This window comes from Rhizobium sp. SSA_523 (genome assembly GCF_030435705.1).
In the GTDB taxonomy this organism is placed as follows: domain Bacteria; phylum Pseudomonadota; class Alphaproteobacteria; order Rhizobiales; family Rhizobiaceae; genus Neorhizobium.
Map to the genome: position 1 here is coordinate 961,617 of NZ_CP129382.1, position 16,211 is coordinate 977,827.

Here is a 16,211-nt window from a genome sequence, read left to right on the forward strand (position 1 = left end):
ACCTATCAAGGTCACGCATCCGTCGGGCCATGCCCGGCGGGTGCGTCTTCTCCCTGGCCGGCCGAGGGATTGCAATGCTTGCCACCGCATCCGGCATCCGGCGGGCAGCCGAGCCTTCGGAACCATCGGGCACCTGCGGCGTTCTGACCGACTTCCTCAGGTAGATCATAATGGCCGCTGGCACACTGACCCTTTATCTCTCTTCCTTCGCGCACGCACAGATCGGTCCGGCTGAGCCGGGCCAGGCTATCGCGCGCGTGCCCGGCAGCCAGCATCCCGAAGATCCGCCTCGCCGGCCTGCCGGTTCACGCCGCTGGGCCATCCAGACCTCCTGTCCGCCCATGCCGCAGGTGCGGGCATGACATCCACACGCCGCAAGCTTTTCACCTATGGCACGATGGTCTTCGGCTTCGCCATTGCCGGCTATCTGCTCTATACCGGCCTCAGCCAGTTCACCTGGGAGGAGATCGTCAAATCGGTCAGGGACATCCCGACCTGGAACATGACGCTGGCGCTGTTCTACTGCGCCCTCTCCTATGTCTGCCTGACCGGCTTCGACTGGGCTGGCGTTCGCTACGTCAAGAGCGACCTGCCTTATCCCAAGATCGCCTTGGCCTCCTTTGTCAGCCTCGGTCTTGGCCAGAGCATCGGCCTTGCCGGCTTGAGCAGCGGCGCCATCCGCTATCGCTATTATGCCCATTGGGGTCTTTCGACCGAGGACGTGGCCAAGATCGTGCTGATGTCCGGCATGACGGTCGGCCTTGGCCTGCTCGTCCTCAGCGGCATCGTGATGGTGCTCAACCCCTCCGATACGTCGGAAGTCCTGCGGATCGCCCCGGGAGCCGTCCTGGCGATCGGCATCGGATGCCTGCTCGCCGCCGCAGCCTATGTAGCGCTCGCCGCCTTCCTGCGCACGCCCCTGAAGATCAAGTCATGGTCTTTCCAGATGCCGCGCGCCCGTCTGGCGGTGGCACAGATCGTCATCGGCACCGCGAATTTCGCCATCGTCTCCGCCTGTTTGATGGAATTGATGCAGGCAACCGAGAATGTCAGCTATCTGAAGGCCGCCACGGCCTATGTGCTGGGCAATATCGCCATTCTCATCACCCATGCACCGGGCGGTCTCGGCGTTCTCGAGGTCACGGTGCGCCACGTGATGGGCGATCAGGCCTCGATCGGAGCGCTGGTGGCCTTCCGGGTCATCTATTTCTTCATCCCCTTCTTCATCGCGCTGCCGGTATCGCTCATCGGCGAGGCGGTCTTCCGTGCCCGCAAGGCGCAGAAGGCGCGCAGCGCGCAAGACGCGCAACCGGCTCCTGGCCCGTCCGACGGAAGCGAAGCGCGGGCGGGATGACCGGCATGCGAGCGGTCTTGCCGACCGCACGGGTCTCAGCTCAGGCGTAATCTGGCACCGGGGTGAGCCTGACCGGGCGGCCGGCCTTTCTCGCGCTGCAGATCCTCCTCCCAACCGAATATGCTTCGGCCGCCATAGCCGGTCGAGTTGCGGAACTCGCCGGCGATGATCTCCTTGAGATCCGGCCCCGTGACATAGCGCTCCATCAGCCTGGCCTGCTGATCGAGCCGGCGAATGGCCTCCGCCTCCTCCGTCAGACCCAGCCTTGCGCGGCTGACGGCCGATTTCATCACCCGGATCGTTTCGTCATAAACCTTCAGGGGAACCGGAAACGGATGGCGGTCCTTGCCGCCATGGGCGAGCGAATAGCGTGCGGGATCGGAAAAGCGGCAGGGCGCACCGTGCACCACCTCCGCCACCATCGCCAGAGCTTCCACCGTCCGCTGACCGATGCCGGGGGTCAGGAGCAGGTCCTGAAAGTCCTGCGGGGCTTTGTCGGCGGCCGCCGCGAGCGTGCCATGCAGCCGGCGCAGATTGACGTCTGTCTCGCGCACATCGTGATGCGCCGGCATGACGAGATGCGGCAGGAAGGGCTGCGCCGGCGTCAGGCTTTGCGGCTCCGCATGCGGCTCCCTGCGAAGGGCTGCAACCTCCTGGACAATGCGGTCCGGGCTCCAGGAGGACAGGAGATCGAGCTGTCCCTTGCGGGAGTGATCGGCCCGGCGATCCGCCAGGTTGACGATATTGCCCTGCCCTTCGCCCTCGATGGCGGCATGCGGCGAATCGAGAAAGCTGGTCATCCCCTCCGACATCCAGTGATAGCGCCTGGCCTGCCGCCTTTCATCGTTCATGCCCTGTTGGACGACCACCCATTTTCCGTCATCGGCGATAATGAAGCCGTGCAGATAGAGATCGAAGCCGTCCTGCACCGCAGCGCTGTCTATCTTGGCGACCAGCCGGCTGGTCCGGGCCATGGCCGTGCCATCGAAGCCGATGCGGTCGCCGATGGCGATCAGCTCGTCCGGGGTCCGGCGCGAGTGCTGGCCGCGACCGCCGCAGACATGCAGACCGAGCTCGCCCGCCATCGGCGGCAGGCCGCGCTTCAAGGCGCCGATGACGCTCGTCGTAATGCCCGAGGAATGCCAGTCCATGCCCATCACGGCGCCGAAGGACTGGAACCAGAACGGATTGGCCAGCCGGCGCAGGAATTCGTCGCGGCCGTAATGCTGCACGATCGCTTCGGTAATCAGGGCGCCAAGCCGCGTCATGCGCTGGCCGAGCCAGGCAGGCACCCTGCCCCCGTGAAGCGGTAGATCGGCACTGCCGGCGCGTTTCGTCATGTTCTTCTTTCGTTCGTCCATCCCCATGTAGCATGGCCGGCCACGGCAGGGAACATTTTTCAGTCTCGCCGGTCTTTACAGGCAGCATGCAGGAGAGACCATGAGCACGTTTCAACGCTTCACAGGACAGATGCCGGCTGCCGGCAGCCTGATCATTCGATTTTATCATTCTGGCGGCGAGGTGCGCGGCTATATTCGCCGCGTCGAGCCGGATGGCGCCGATGACACTGTCTTTCCGGGCGAGGAAATGGAGCCGGACGTTGCGCTGCGGATGGCGGAAAACAAGAACCGTCCGCCGGACGGCCGCTCGGACCTGCCGATCCTGATCGAGCTGTCGGAAGGCGTCCAGTGGAACCCTGCCTGGGGGCATCTCGCCGGCGCATGAGCCGGACAAGGCAAGGCTGTGCATCAAAGGGCCGTCACCCTGTCGTTCTTTTGGCCGGTACAGCTTCATTTCCGGTCCAGTTTGTTCTAGAGACATTCCTTCAAACCCGCCGAAAGGCAAAATTCTGCCGTTTGCAAGGTAATGTCGACCGATGCTTGATTCCCTGAGATCCGCGTCTCGCTCGTGGGCCGCGAAATTGCTTCTTCTGCTCCTCGTGGTGTCCTTCGCCGTCTGGGGCGTTTCGGCATCGCTGGTCAGCCAGGGCAGCAATGCCGTGATGACCGTGGGGGATCAGGCGATTTCGCCGTCCGAATTCCGCCTTGCCTATCAGCGGCAATTGGCAACCCTCAGCCGGCAGTTCGGCATGCAGCTGACGACGGAACAGGCCCGCGCACTGGGTGTCGAGAGCCAGGCCTATTCGCAGCTCGCGGCCGGGGCAGCGCTCGATCAGCTGTCTGAAGATATGCGGCTCGGCCTCTCGCAGGACAGGCTTGCGACGCTGATCGCCAAAGATCCCGCCTTCCGCGGCAATGACGGCCGCTTCGACCGCCAGCTGTTTTCGGCAAGGCTGCGCAATGCCAGCCTGCGTGAGGAAGACTATATCCAGGAGCGCAGCAAGGTTGCGGTGCGCAGCCAGATCGTCGATGCGGTTGCCGATGGCTTCCAGCCGCCGGAGGTGCTCGTCAATGCGCTGAAGACCTATCGCGACCAGGTGCGCGATGTCGATTACCTGCTCCTCTCCTTCGCCAATACGGATCCCGTCAAGGCGCCGACGGAGGAAGTTCTCGCCAGCTGGTTTGCCGAGAAGAAGAGCCGCTACCGGGCACCGGAACTGCGCAAGTTCGCCTATGTCACGCTGCAGCCGGCCGATGTCGCCGACCCCGCAAGCGTGACCGACGAGCAGGTGCGCGCCGAATATGAGCGCCGCAAGGACAGCTACAAGACGGCGGAGACCCGCACCATCGAGCAGCTGAGCTTCCCGAGCAAGGAGATGGCCGAGGCCGCTTTGGCGCAGATGAAGGAGCGCCAGCTGAGCTTCGATCAACTCGTGACCGATCAGGGCAAGAAGCCTGAAGACGTCATGCTCGGCGATTTCACCCGCGATGCCCTGCCGGACCAGGCAGTGGCCGATGCCGCCTTCGCGCTTGGACCGCAAGGCGGCGTGACGCCGGTGGTGGAAGGCGCCTTTGGCCCGGTTGTGCTGCGCGTCACCAATGTTCGTCCGGAGACGACCAAGACCTTCGACGAGGTCAAGGACGACATGCGCCGCCAGCTGTCGCTGTCCGCGGCCGCCCAGGCCGTGCAGGCGGTCCACGACCGTTTCGAGGATCTGCGTGGCGGTGGCGCCTCGCTGGAGGAAGCGGCAACGCAATTGCAGCTGAAATCGGCCGTGGCCACGGTCGACAAGAGCGGCAATGACGGCGAAGGCAAGCCGGTCGCCGGCCTGCCGGCCGCGCCCAATCTGCTTCCGGAAGTCTTCCGCACCGATACCGGCATGGAAGCGCTGCCTGTCAACCTCGGCAATGACGGCTATGTCTGGTTCGACGTCCGCGAAGTGATCCCCGAGCGCGATCGCGCCCTCTCGGAAGTGCATGACAAGGCTGTGGCCGACTGGACGAGCGAGCAGCAGCGCACTGCGCTGGCGGCCAAGGCCGAAGAATTGAAGGCGCGTCTCGACAAGGGCGAAACCCTGGCCGCCATTGCCGGCGAGCTTGGTCTGACGGTTGAAACCAAGGCCGGTCTGCGACGCCAGGCCTCGGATGCGATCTTTGGAGCCGAAGCGATCCGTGCGGCCTTTGCCGGCCCTGCCGGCCTGCATGCCACCGCTCTTGGGGCGGATGGCGAGACACAGCTTTTGATGACGGTCACGGCCGTCAACGAACAGCCCTCCGATGCCTTGTCCGGCAATGACCAGGAAATCGAGCAGATTGCCCGCGCCAGCGGCGACGATATGCTGGACCAGGTGGTCAACCAATTGCAGAAGAGCTACGGCGTGTCCATCAACCAGGCGCTGGCCGAACAGGCCATGGTACGCTGACGCGCTTCGGGAGGAGCACCATGCCGGATCTGAAACCCTTCATCGCAAAGGCCGCCAATGGCGAGGCCCTGTCGCGGGAGGAAGCGCGCGCGGCCTTCGACATTCTGATGTCGGGCGAAGCCACGCCCTCGCAGATCGGCGGCTTCCTGATGGCATTGCGCGTGCGCGGAGAGACTGTCGAGGAGATCGCCGGCGCCGTATCCACCATGCGTGCAAAGATGCTGCCCGTCTCGACCTCGGCCGATGTAATCGACATTGTCGGCACAGGCGGCGACGGTCTCGGCACCTACAATATCTCGACGCTGGCGGCCATCATCGTCGCCGGCGCGGGCGTGAAGGTGGCCAAGCACGGCAATCGCGCCCTCAGCTCCAAATCCGGCACGGCGGACGCGCTGACGGCGCTTGGCGTGAAGCTGGATATCGCACCCGATCATATCGCCCGATGCGTGGATGAAGCCGGAATCGGTTTCATGTTCGCCCAGGTGCATCACGCGGCCATGCGCCATGTCGGTCCAAGCCGGGTGGAACTGGGCACGCGCACCATTTTCAACCTGCTCGGCCCGCTCTCCAATCCGGCCGGCGCGCGACGCCAATTGCTCGGCGTCTTCTCGCCGCGCTGGCTGCAGCCGATTGCAGAGGTCATGCGCGATCTCGGCTCCGAGACCATCTGGGTCGTGCACGGCGAAGGCATGGACGAGATCACCACCACCGGCACCACCCATGTCGCGGCGCTGGAAAATGGAAGCATTCGCAATTTCGAACTCTCGCCGGAAGATTTCGGCGTGCCGCGTGCCACGATCGACGAGTTGAAGGGTGGAGACGGCGAAGCCAATGCCCGCGCGCTGCGTGATGTCCTGTCGGGTGCCCGCAACGCCTATCGCGATATTGCGCTCTGCAATGCGGCGGCCTCGCTGGTCGTCGCCGGCAAGGCGGCGGATGTGCTGGAAGGCATGATCCTCGCCACCCAGTCGCTCGACAGCGGCAATGCCGCCGCCGTTCTCGACCGGCTTGTGGCAGTATCCAACGAGCCCAGCTGAGGAGGCCCTGCGCGATCCATGAGCGACATTCTGAAAAAGATCGAGGCCTACAAGCTGCAGGAAATTGCGGCCGCCAAAGCCGTGACCTCGCTTGCCGATCTCAAGGCCATGGCGGCGGACCAGGAGGCTCCGCGGGGTTTCTTCAAGGCGCTGCAGGCCAGGCGGCAGAGTGGCGGGTTCGGGCTGATCGCGGAAATCAAGAAGGCCAGCCCCTCGAAGGGTCTGATCCGCGAGGATTTCGATCCCCCTGCGCTTGCCAGAGCCTATGAGGAGGGCGGAGCCACCTGTCTTTCCGTGCTGACCGATGCTCCGAGCTTTCAGGGCGCGCCGGAATTCCTGCAGGCGGCGCGACAGGCCGCATCGCTTCCGGCGCTGCGCAAGGATTTCTTGTACGACACCTACCAGGTGCATGAGGCGCGCGCCTGGGGTGCCGATTGCATTCTGCTGATCATGGCCTCGCTGTCGGATGATCTGGCGAAACGGCTTGAAGACGAAGCGCTGGCGCTGGGCATGGATGTGCTGGTGGAAGTGCATGACGCCTTGGAGATGGAGCGCGCGCTCGCGCTGTCCTCGCCGCTCATCGGGATCAACAATCGCAACCTGCGCACATTCGAGCTAGATCTGGCGGTGAGCGAGCAACTGGCGCCCATGGTGCCGGAAGACCGGCTGCTGGTGGGCGAAAGCGGCATTTTCACACATGCGGATTGCCTGCGGCTGAAGGCCTGCGGCATCTCCACCTTCCTCGTCGGCGAAAGCCTGATGCGAAAGGCGGATGTCGCCGCCGCGACGCGCGATCTGCTGCATGGCGACGCTTCCAGCCAGGCGGCCGAGTGATGGCGGGCGCAGAAGGCTTGACCCATATCGACCAGGCCGGTGAGGCTCATATGGTCGATGTGGCGGACAAATCGGACACGGTGCGCATCGCCACTGCCGAAGGTTTCGTGCGCATGCAGCCTGAGACGCTGGCGCTGATCCGGGCCGGCAATGCCAAGAAGGGCGATGTGATTGGGACGGCACGACTCGCCGGCATCATGGCCGCCAAGCAGACGTCCTCACTGATCCCGCTCTGCCATCCTTTGATGTTGAGCAAGGTGACTGTCGATATTTCCGAGGATGAGGCCCTGCCGGGTCTGCATGTCCAGGCGCTCGTGAAGCTCACCGGCAAGACGGGTGTCGAGATGGAAGCGCTGACGGCTGTCTCCATCGCCTGCCTGACGATCTACGACATGGCAAAGGCCGTCGACAAGGGCATGGAGATCGGCCAGATCCGGCTGGTGTCGAAGAGCGGTGGCAAGTCCGGGGACTGGCGCCGCGAAGAGGAATGATGTGATGGCAGGGCCGCTCCTTCCCGTTTCAGAGGCCCTGAGCCGCCTCTTGTCGCGAGCGCGGGCCGTAGACGAGGCCGAATGGGTCGACCTCGCGCAGGCCGACGGGCGCGTCCTGGCTCAGGATCTGGCCGCACGTCTCACCCAGCCACCCTTCAATGCCTCGGCCATGGATGGCTACGCGCTGCGCGCTGAGGATGCTCCGGCAATCGGCGCGGAGCTTCGCGTGATCGGCGAGGCCGCGGCCGGGCACGCCTTTGGCGGACAGGTCGGCCAAGGCGAAGCCGTGCGCATCTTCACCGGCGCGCCGGTGCCGGAGGGCGCCGATGCGGTGCTCATCCAGGAAGATGCCGAAGTGCTGCAAGACGGGCGCATCCGCACCGCCTTTGCCGTGACCAAAGGCCGGCATATCCGGCCGAAAGGCCAGGATTTCGCGCTGGACGAGACCGTCCTTCCGGCCGGAACCCTGCTCGATCATGCACATGTCACCGTTGCGGCGGCAATGAACCATCCGAGGCTTTCGGTGCTGCGCCGCCCGCGCGTGGCGCTGATTGCCACCGGCGACGAATTGATCGCACCGGGACAGACGCCGCGCGCCGACCAGATCATCGCCTCCAATACATTCGGGGTCGCGGCACTGATCAAGGCCGCCGGCGCCGAGGTGATCGATCTCGGCATCGTGCCCGACGATAGCGGGCTGATCGAGGCTGCCATAGATCAGGCGCGCGCCTTGAGGGCCGATGTGCTTGTCACGCTTGGCGGCGCCTCGGTTGGCGATCACGATCTTGTCCAGGCCAGCCTGAAGGCGAAGGGCATGGAGCTGGATTTCTGGCGCATTGCCATGCGGCCGGGCAAGCCTTTGATGGTGGGGTCGCTGGACGGCATGCAGGTGCTTGGCCTGCCTGGGAATCCGGTTGCCAGCCTTGTCTGCAGCCTGCTCTTCCTGGAGCCGCTGCTGTGTCTCCTGGCGCAACGACCCCTCCCCAGCCGGCCCGCAACGGCAATCACCGAAACCACGCTGGCGCAGAATGATCAGCGACAGGATTATCTGCGCGCGACCCTGCGCCGCGATGTCGAGGGAAGGCTGCAGGCCGTAAGTTTCGGCAAGCAGGACAGTTCGATGATGAAGATCTTCGCCAGATCCGATGCCCTGATCATCCGGCCGCCTTTTGCGCCGGAGCTGCCGGCCGGCTCCCCCTGCCCCATCCTGCTGCTGCGTCCCTTCGTCGGGTGAACCGTCGCGCCTCGCGGCGCGTAGCCCCGGCATAGACACCGGTTCGGTCGCCGGTTGATCCCCGGTCGATCCCTGGTCGAACCTTGCCTGACCGGTCTTCGACCAGTCGTCGATCCTTGCTTTTGTGAATGGAGTTCGCCGTGCCCTCGTCTTCCCCTTCGCCCGTCATTCTTTGGTTCCGCAAGGATCTTCGGCTGGACGACAATGGCGCGGTCACCGCTGCGGTGGAAAGCGAAGCGCCGGTCATCTGCATCTATATCCGCGAACCGGCCACCGGATCGATCGGTCCCTTGGGCGGCGCGCAGGAATGGTGGCTGCACCATTCGCTGGAGGCGCTCTCCGCAAGACTTGCCGAGGCGGGCAACCGGCTGATCTTGCGGACCGGCGAGGCAGGCGAGGTCCTGCGCCAGCTTGCGGCGGAGACGGGTGCGCAGGCGCTCTTTCTCAACCGGCTCTACGAGCGCGATGCCGAGGATGCCGAGCTCCTCAAATCCGTCCAGGAGGCTGGCCTTGAGATCCGCCGCTTCAAGGGCCAACTGCTGCATGACCCGCAGACCATGCGCACCGGCACCGGCGGCGCCTACCGCGTCTACACGCCCTTTTGGCGGGCTCTTGAACGCGAAGGCGAGCCGCGCGACCCGATGGATGCGCCCGAGCGCATACCGCCGCCCGGTGGCGACCTGTCATCCGAAGACCTGGCCGGTTGGAACCTGCGGCCCCAAACGCCGGATTGGGCGGTGGAATTTCCGGACCACTGGCAACCGGGCGAGAATGGCGCACGGCAGAGGCTCGAGCGTTTTATCGAGGAGGCCATCGGCAGCTACAAGAAAGCGCGGGATTTTCCCGGTCTGGAAGATACGACCTCCCAGCTCTCCCCGCACCTCGCCTTTGGCGAGATCACGCCCGCCCGCGTCTGGCAGGCGACGCAGGGCCTGCAGGCGACCGAAAATCTCATTCATTTCCGCAAGGAACTGGTCTGGCGTGAGTTCTGCTATCATCTGCTGGTGGAGTTTCCGAAGCTTGGCAGCGCCAACTGGAACAGCCGCTTCGATGCGTTTGTGTGGCAGGACGCCCCCTCGCATTTCGACGCCTGGACGAAAGGCATGACGGGCTACCCGATCGTCGATGCGGGCATGCGCCAGCTATGGCGGCATGGCTATATGCATAACCGGGTCCGGATGATCACCGCCTCCTTCCTGATCAAGGATCTGATGATCGACTGGCGGAAGGGAGAGGCCTGGTTTCGCGACACGCTTGTGGATGCCGATCCTGCATCCAATGCCGCCAACTGGCAGTGGGTTGCCGGATCCGGCGCCGATGCCTCACCCTTCTTCCGCATCTTCAACCCTATTCTGCAGGGCGAGAAATTCGATCCCGACGGCGATTATGTCCGGCGCTTCATTCCAGAACTCGGCCGGCTGCCGAAGAAATACATCCACAAGCCCTTTGCGGCGCCGGACCAGGTCTTGTCGACGGCAGGTGTAAGGCTCGGCGAGACCTATCCCAAGCCCATAGTCGATCATGGCGCGGCACGCGACCGCGCGCTGCAGGCCTATGGCCGGGTGAAGAACCAGGCCGGGGCGCAAGGCGAACAAGGCGGCGCGAAAGGCGCGGGGCACTGAAGCGCAAGGCCAATCAAGCGCATGCGTGGCCCATGCAATCCGCCACCGCATCCGTCAGCCGGTCGATGTCCCGGCGGGCCTTTGGCAGATTGCTGATCGCCTCATGCTCGGCATCGACGAGATTCGTCATGTGGCTGAACATGTCGCGATAGGCGCTGCGTTCCAGAACCGGTATCGGCAGGAAGGGAACGCTCCGCCTCTCGACGATCTGCCGGGCGAAGCGTACCGCATTGGTCACGACCATGGGGCTGACACGCGTCAGCACCAGGGAGGTCTTGATCGGCGCCCGCTGATTGTCTGCAACCGTCTGGATGAGCTCGATCGTATGCAGCGCGCCACGCGCATCCATGACGGAGCCCTGCATGGGAACGAGGACGAGATCCGACATGGCGAAGGACAGCGCGTTCATGATGCTCGAGGCGCCGGAAAGGTCGATGATCAGGTAATCGACCTGGGAGCGCTGCGCCTTGATCTGCGCTGCCATGCGCCTGGCATCCGATACGCGCAGCGCCGTGGCGTGACGTGATACCGCGCCGACGGCCCAGTCATAGAGCGGGAATAGAGGATCGCAATCGAGCAGCGTCACCCGGTATCCCCGCGCGCAGAGGCCCGAGCACAACAGGGCGGCGCTGGTCGTCTTGCCCGAACCGCCCTTGGCATTGCCAAAACTGATGATTTTCATTGGCTGGCATTCACTCAACTGAGGACAGGCGATCGGCGGGATCTTGCGCGGACGGCACGTGCGGCGCCGGCCGCAGCAGCGGTGCGAGGCCGTCTCGTCGCCGCGACTTCGGCAATGCCGTCACCGGCAGGCGCGGCATCGACGGAGTTTTCCAGAAGAGGAGCTTTAGCGAGAGCCGGGCGCTTCTGGCGATCGGCAAGAGCGAGGCTGCGATGCCGCGCCGCCAAAGCCGCCAGACGTGCAATCATCTCGGCATCGACGAGATCCTCGTCCGAAAAACCCAAAAGCGCCGCCTTGACGATCCGCTTGCTGCTGGCTTTGCTGCCGGACGTGTCGCCATTCTCCTCGATATGGCGCTGAAGATCGTCGTCACTCAGGTTCTGCCTGATGCCTTCAAGAATGATGGAGTATAAATTCCTGTGTTTTTTACTCATATTGTCCGCCCTCTCCTAATGTCTAACTGAAATCTATGTAATAATTCTGTCACATTCAACGGCGGTAAGCATAGTCCTAAAAGACTATGAGAATGTATATTATAAAAGCTGCACGTGTCGTCTATCCTGTTGATTTTGCAAGCACCACCCTGTCGCCCTGATACGAATCGAGCCGCAAGGCGAAAAGTCTTTCGCCGGATAAGCGGTTGTCGAGAGATTGTGTCGCGAATCACCTTGATGTCCGGATGTCTCGCTGGCGCCGCAATTTGACGCCGCAATGATCCGGTGATGGTGCCGCCGCACGGGCGCCGAAACGCAATCTGCCCGGGCCTCCTGAGAGAGGTCCGGGCAGATTTCAGGATCAACCTGTCGCCTTGGTGGCGTCAGACGAGACGGCTCTGTTCCAATGCTGCCTCGATGAAGCTTGCGAAGAGCGGATGGGGATCGAGCGGACGGCTCTTCAGTTCCGGGTGATATTGCACGCCGATGAACCAGGGATGGTCCGGATATTCGACCGTCTCCGGCAGCAGCCCGTCCGGCGACATGCCGGAGAAGACCAGGCCACAGCTTTCCAGCCGATCCTTGTACTGGACATTCACCTCGTAGCGATGGCGATGGCGCTCGGAAATATCCGTCGAGCCATAGATATCGGCAATCTTGGTTTCCCGCTTCAGGGCCGCCTTATAGGCTCCGAGCCGCATGGTGCCGCCCAGGTCGCCCGCTGCAGAGCGTTTCTGCAACTCGTTGCCCTTCACCCATTCCGTCATCAGGCCCACGACGGGTTCCTTGGACGGGCCGAACTCCGTCGAGGACGCATCCTCGATGCCGGCCAGATTGCGGGCTGCTTCCAGAACGGCCATCTGCATGCCGAAACAGATGCCGAAATAAGGCACCTTGCGTTCACGCGCGAAACGGGCGGCATTGATCTTGCCCTGCGCGCCGCGCTCGCCGAAGCCGCCGGGAACCAGGATCCCGTGGACCTTTTCGAGATAGGGCGCCGGATCTTCCTTTTCGAAGACTTCGGACTCGATCCATTCCAGCTTGACCTTGACCTGATTGGCGATGCCGCCGTGATGCAGGGCTTCGATCAGCGACTTATAAGCATCCTTCAAGCCGGTATATTTGCCGACAACGGCAATGGTAACCTCGCCTTCCGGCGTGCGGATGCGGTTGCAGACCTCTTCCCAGGCCTCCAGACGCGGCTTGGGCGCCGGTTCGATCCCGAAGGCGGCAAGCACTTCCGAATCGAGCCCTTCCTTGTGGTAAGCCATCGGCACGTCGTAGATATTCGCCACATCCAGAGCCTGGATGACGGCGGAAGGACGCACATTGCAGAACAGCGAGAGCTTGCGGCGCTCCGCTTCCGGTATTTCGCGATCGGCACGGACGAGGAGAATGTCCGGCGCAATACCGAGCGCCTGCAGTTCCTTGACCGAATGCTGGGTCGGCTTCGTCTTGAGTTCGCCCGCCGCCGGAATATAGGGCATCAAAGTCAGGTGAAGATAGACAGCGGCGCCGCGCGGCAATTCGTTGCCAAGCTGGCGGATCGCCTCGACAAAGGGCATGGCCTCGATGTCGCCCACCGTGCCGCCGATCTCGCAGATGACGAAATCATAGTCGTCATTGCCCTCCACGACGAAATCCTTGATCTCGTTCGTGACATGCGGAATGACCTGCACCGTTGCGCCGAGATAGTCTCCGCGCCGTTCCTTGTCGATAATGTTCTTGTAGATGCGGCCGGTGGTGATGTTGTCGGTCTTGGTGGCCGAACGTCCCGTGAAACGCTCGTAATGACCAAGATCGAGATCGGTCTCCGCGCCATCATCGGTCACGAAGACTTCGCCGTGCTGAGTCGGGCTCATGGTGCCCGGGTCAACGTTGAGATAGGGATCGAGCTTACGAAGACGAACCCGGTAACCGCGGGCCTGTAACAAGGCTCCGAGGGCTGCAGCCGCAATTCCTTTACCGAGGGAAGAAACCACGCCGCCAGTGATGAATACATATCGCGCCATGGGAGTCACCGGATACCTTTTCACGAACGATTCCACCAGCCGAAAAATGCCATCGGACGGTAAAAGCTGTTGAAATCTGGACAAAAGAAAACCGGCAGGCTTTGGGCCTGCCGGAGGTTGAGCTTTGACCGGCGCTTATTGGCCGGTGGGTACGGCGGCCGGATCGGCCGGAGCCGCCGGAGCAGTGGCACCGTTTGCCGGTGCCTGACCTGCTGGTGCCTGACCTGTCGGGGCCGGACCCAGTTGGTCCAGAATGCCGTTGCCGCTTCCCTGCTGCGTCGCGGGAATGCGGTCGAGAATATCGGTCGGGCGGGACTCGTAGCGCGACAGAATGCCAAGGGCCAGCGAGGTGATGAAGAACAAGGTCGCCAGAATGGCCGTCGTGCGCGTCAGGGCATTGGCCGTTCCGCGCGCCGACATGAAGCCGGATCCGCCGCCGATACCAAGTCCGCCGCCTTCCGAGCGCTGGATCAGCACCACGCCCACCAGAGCGAGCACGATCATGAGATGAATTACGATCAATACGGTCTGCATATCAGTCCAGTCCTGCGCGCCCAGCCGGCGGCATACATTCGAGATCTGGCCGGCTCTTTACCCGAGCCTGACCAGCATTGAAAGAGGCAAAAACGCAAATGCGCCGCCAGGCATGCTCAGGCGGTCAGCGCTTCATAGGCATTATAGATGGCGAGGAAGTCGGACGCTTTCAAGCTGGCACCACCGACCAGCGCACCGTCGACATTCTCGACCGCCATCAATTCCCGCGCATTGCCGGGCTTGACGGACCCGCCATAGAGGATGCGCATGGTCCGGCCGGCCGCCTGGAAGCGGCTTGCCAGCTCGGCACGCATGAAGGCATGGGCTGCCTCGATATCCTCGACGGTGGGCGTCAGACCCGTGCCGATCGCCCAGACGGGCTCATAGGCGATGACGGTGTCCTCGGCCGTTGCGCCATCCGGCACGGACAGCGCCAGTTGCCGCTTGAGAATGTCGAGCGTCTGGCCGCTCTTGCGTTCCTCGGCCGTCTCGCCGATGCAGATGATCGCCGTCAAATCCGCGGCATGGGCGGCCTGCGCCTTGGCCCGCACGAGATGATCGGTTTCCGCATGATCGCTGCGCCGCTCGGAATGGCCGACGATGACATGCGTGCCGAAGCAATCCGCGATCATGTCGGCGGAGATGTCGCCCGTATGGGCGCCGGCGGCGTTCTGGTGGCAATCCTGGGCGCCGATCATCAGCGGGCTGTCGGTGGAGAGCGCCGTGGCCACGTAAAGCAGGGTTGCCGGCGGGCAGATCAGCGCATCCACTTTCTCGGCCAGAGGCCCATCGACGCCTGCGGCCATGGCCTTGATCTGATCCAGTGCGGCTCGCGTGCCGTTCATCTTCCAGTTTCCCGCAACAAGCGGGCGAACATCGGGCGTCATGTGCGTCTGTATCCTTTCCTGTCCATGCCTTGTCGCGCATAACGATTGCAGGCCTGGAGCAATGTCAGCACGAGTCTAGCACGCTTTATCGTTCGCGCTTTACGCAGCCGCAGGGCGCGGTCAGGTCCGGTCAAACCGCCCCATCCCGGTATCTCCTGCTCGTCTGCCGGCGCCGCGTCCTGCCAATCTGTTTCGGTATTAACCACTAACACGACTAAATAATATGAAAAACCGCGGCCATGGTTCAAAAGCGTGGTTAACGCCCGCGGCGATGCCGTTTGCGGTTGATCCCCCGCCTGTGGAGGCTCGTCCAGAGCCTAAGGGGACGCCAGAAGAAAGTTCAGGATCTCGCGCCAGTCGCTCATCCGGATCGGGGTGCCGTGGCCGCCCGTATTGAACAGGCGCAGCTGAGCCGGATAGTTGCGCGCGCGCATCTTCTCGTAAAGCGCCACCTGGTTCTGTGCCGGATAGACCGAGTCATTGCTGCCATGCGCCAGGAAAACCGGCAGTTTCAGCCGCGCCGCCGGCGTGGTGAGGAAGCCGGGATCCGGCGGGCCGCCCATCATCACCAGTCCCTTGAGATAGCGCACCGCCTCCTTGTCGCGGCTGATGCTCTGGCAGATGAAGCCGCCCATCGAGGCGCAGGCCAGAACCACCGGCCGCCCCTTCGACAATTCGAAGACATGGCGCACCAGGGCCGCAATATCGGCGGCGCCATTGGGATCGAAGGTTTTCACCGAGGGCGCGTAATAGACGCCGCCATTGCGCAAAACGAGATTTTTCAGCCGATTGAAATTGCCGCCGAAGGTGAAGTCGTTGACGCCCAGCCGCCGGTCGCCGCCGCGCCCGTGGATGAAGATGACCGTGAAGCCCGCATCGCGCAGCGGCCCGACCCGTGCCACATCCAGGCGGCTTGCGGCAAGCGCCAGCGTTTCATTGGTCTGGGAGCGGCGGACGCCGGTATCGACATAGGCGGATTTGACGCGCCGTTCCGGCTCCTCGTCGCGGCCGTTGATATCGCGCATCTCCTGATAGTCGATGATCTGGAAGGCGCCGCCGTCGCGGCTCTCGATCACCGCCTGGCGGGAAAACAGCTCGTCCTTGAAAGGGCGGATCGGACCGTCGCGCGCGACAGCCTGACTGGCCGAAACGAGGGCCAGAAGCAGACAGAGGTGCCGCCAGCGAAAATGATCTGTGGACATGCGGCCCATCATTCCGTTACTCCCGGTGCGTCGCCTTGCTTTGCAGGCTTTGGCGGCGCAAATCCCGTCATTGAACTCTGCCACTCTTGTGGCATCGCGAAAAAGCCGGATATCTGGCACACTCG

General features: G+C 63.3%; 15 protein-coding genes. 8 read left to right on the forward strand and 7 right to left on the reverse strand.

Annotation, left to right across the window (positions count from 1 at the left end; all coding sequences use genetic code 11):
• Positions 1-358 precede the first annotated feature (358 nt).
• Positions 359-1,354 (forward strand): lysylphosphatidylglycerol synthase transmembrane domain-containing protein, encoded by a 996-nt coding sequence (locus tag QTJ18_RS13045; protein ID WP_252754559.1) that lies wholly within the window; start codon positions 359-361, stop codon positions 1,352-1,354.
• 35 nt (positions 1,355-1,389) lie between these two features.
• On the opposite strand, the gene QTJ18_RS13050 is transcribed toward QTJ18_RS13045, so the two are convergent.
• The gene (locus QTJ18_RS13050; RefSeq protein WP_252754558.1) at positions 1,390-2,694 is read right to left on the reverse strand and encodes a DUF763 domain-containing protein; all 1,305 of its coding nucleotides are present in this window, start codon (positions 2,692-2,694) and stop codon (positions 1,390-1,392) included.
• Positions 2,695-2,794: 100 nt separating this feature from the next.
• On the opposite strand from QTJ18_RS13050, the gene QTJ18_RS13055 reads away from it, so the two are divergent.
• From QTJ18_RS13055 to QTJ18_RS13085, 7 genes are all read left to right on the forward strand, one after another.
• Positions 2,795-3,079, forward strand: a complete 285-nt coding sequence (locus QTJ18_RS13055) for a hypothetical protein (protein WP_252754557.1) — start codon at positions 2,795-2,797, stop codon at positions 3,077-3,079.
• Between the two features lie 151 nt (positions 3,080-3,230).
• A complete protein-coding gene (locus QTJ18_RS13060) occupies positions 3,231-5,117 on the forward strand; it encodes a peptidylprolyl isomerase (RefSeq protein ID WP_252754556.1) in 1,887 nt (628 codons plus the stop codon).
• A gap of 20 nt (positions 5,118-5,137) precedes the next feature.
• The gene (trpD, locus tag QTJ18_RS13065) at positions 5,138-6,154 is read left to right on the forward strand and encodes an anthranilate phosphoribosyltransferase (protein ID WP_252754555.1); all 1,017 of its coding nucleotides are present in this window, start codon (positions 5,138-5,140) and stop codon (positions 6,152-6,154) included.
• An 18-nt stretch (positions 6,155-6,172) separates the two neighbouring features.
• A complete protein-coding gene (trpC, locus tag QTJ18_RS13070) occupies positions 6,173-6,988 on the forward strand; it encodes an indole-3-glycerol phosphate synthase TrpC (protein ID WP_252754554.1) in 816 nt (271 codons plus the stop codon).
• On the forward strand, positions 6,988-7,479 hold the full coding sequence (moaC, locus tag QTJ18_RS13075) for a cyclic pyranopterin monophosphate synthase MoaC (RefSeq protein ID WP_252754553.1): 492 nt from the start codon (positions 6,988-6,990) through the stop codon (positions 7,477-7,479). Before trpC ends, moaC begins: the two co-directional genes overlap by 1 nt.
• 4 nt (positions 7,480-7,483) lie before the next feature.
• Positions 7,484-8,713 (forward strand): molybdopterin molybdotransferase MoeA, encoded by a 1,230-nt coding sequence (locus tag QTJ18_RS13080; protein WP_252754552.1) that lies wholly within the window; start codon positions 7,484-7,486, stop codon positions 8,711-8,713.
• 140 nt (positions 8,714-8,853) lie between these two features.
• Positions 8,854-10,335: a cryptochrome/photolyase family protein gene (locus QTJ18_RS13085; protein WP_252754551.1), complete on the forward strand. Its 1,482-nt coding sequence runs from the start codon at positions 8,854-8,856 to the stop codon at positions 10,333-10,335.
• 13 nt (positions 10,336-10,348) lie between these two features.
• Here the strand turns inward: QTJ18_RS13085 and QTJ18_RS13090 are convergent, their stop codons facing one another.
• The 6 genes from QTJ18_RS13090 to QTJ18_RS13115 all read right to left on the reverse strand — a co-directional run bounded on the left by QTJ18_RS13090 (position 10,349) and on the right by QTJ18_RS13115 (position 16,086).
• Positions 10,349-11,017 (reverse strand): ParA family protein, encoded by a 669-nt coding sequence (locus QTJ18_RS13090; RefSeq protein WP_252754550.1) that lies wholly within the window; start codon positions 11,015-11,017, stop codon positions 10,349-10,351.
• A gap of 14 nt (positions 11,018-11,031) precedes the next feature.
• Positions 11,032-11,451 (reverse strand): hypothetical protein, encoded by a 420-nt coding sequence (locus QTJ18_RS13095; protein WP_252754549.1) that lies wholly within the window; start codon positions 11,449-11,451, stop codon positions 11,032-11,034.
• A 383-nt stretch (positions 11,452-11,834) separates the two neighbouring features.
• Entirely contained in the window at positions 11,835-13,463 is a 1,629-nt protein-coding gene (gene pyrG / locus QTJ18_RS13100) for a CTP synthase (RefSeq protein ID WP_252754548.1), read from the reverse strand.
• A gap of 135 nt (positions 13,464-13,598) precedes the next feature.
• Positions 13,599-13,997: a preprotein translocase subunit SecG gene (secG, locus tag QTJ18_RS13105; protein WP_252754547.1), complete on the reverse strand. Its 399-nt coding sequence runs from the start codon at positions 13,995-13,997 to the stop codon at positions 13,599-13,601.
• A 116-nt stretch (positions 13,998-14,113) separates the two neighbouring features.
• Positions 14,114-14,884, reverse strand: coding sequence for a triose-phosphate isomerase (tpiA, locus tag QTJ18_RS13110; RefSeq protein ID WP_252754546.1), 771 nt, complete (start codon positions 14,882-14,884; stop codon positions 14,114-14,116).
• A gap of 317 nt (positions 14,885-15,201) precedes the next feature.
• Positions 15,202-16,086, reverse strand: a complete 885-nt coding sequence (locus QTJ18_RS13115; RefSeq protein ID WP_252754545.1) for an alpha/beta hydrolase — start codon at positions 16,084-16,086, stop codon at positions 15,202-15,204.
• Positions 16,087-16,211: the final 125 nt, after the last annotated feature.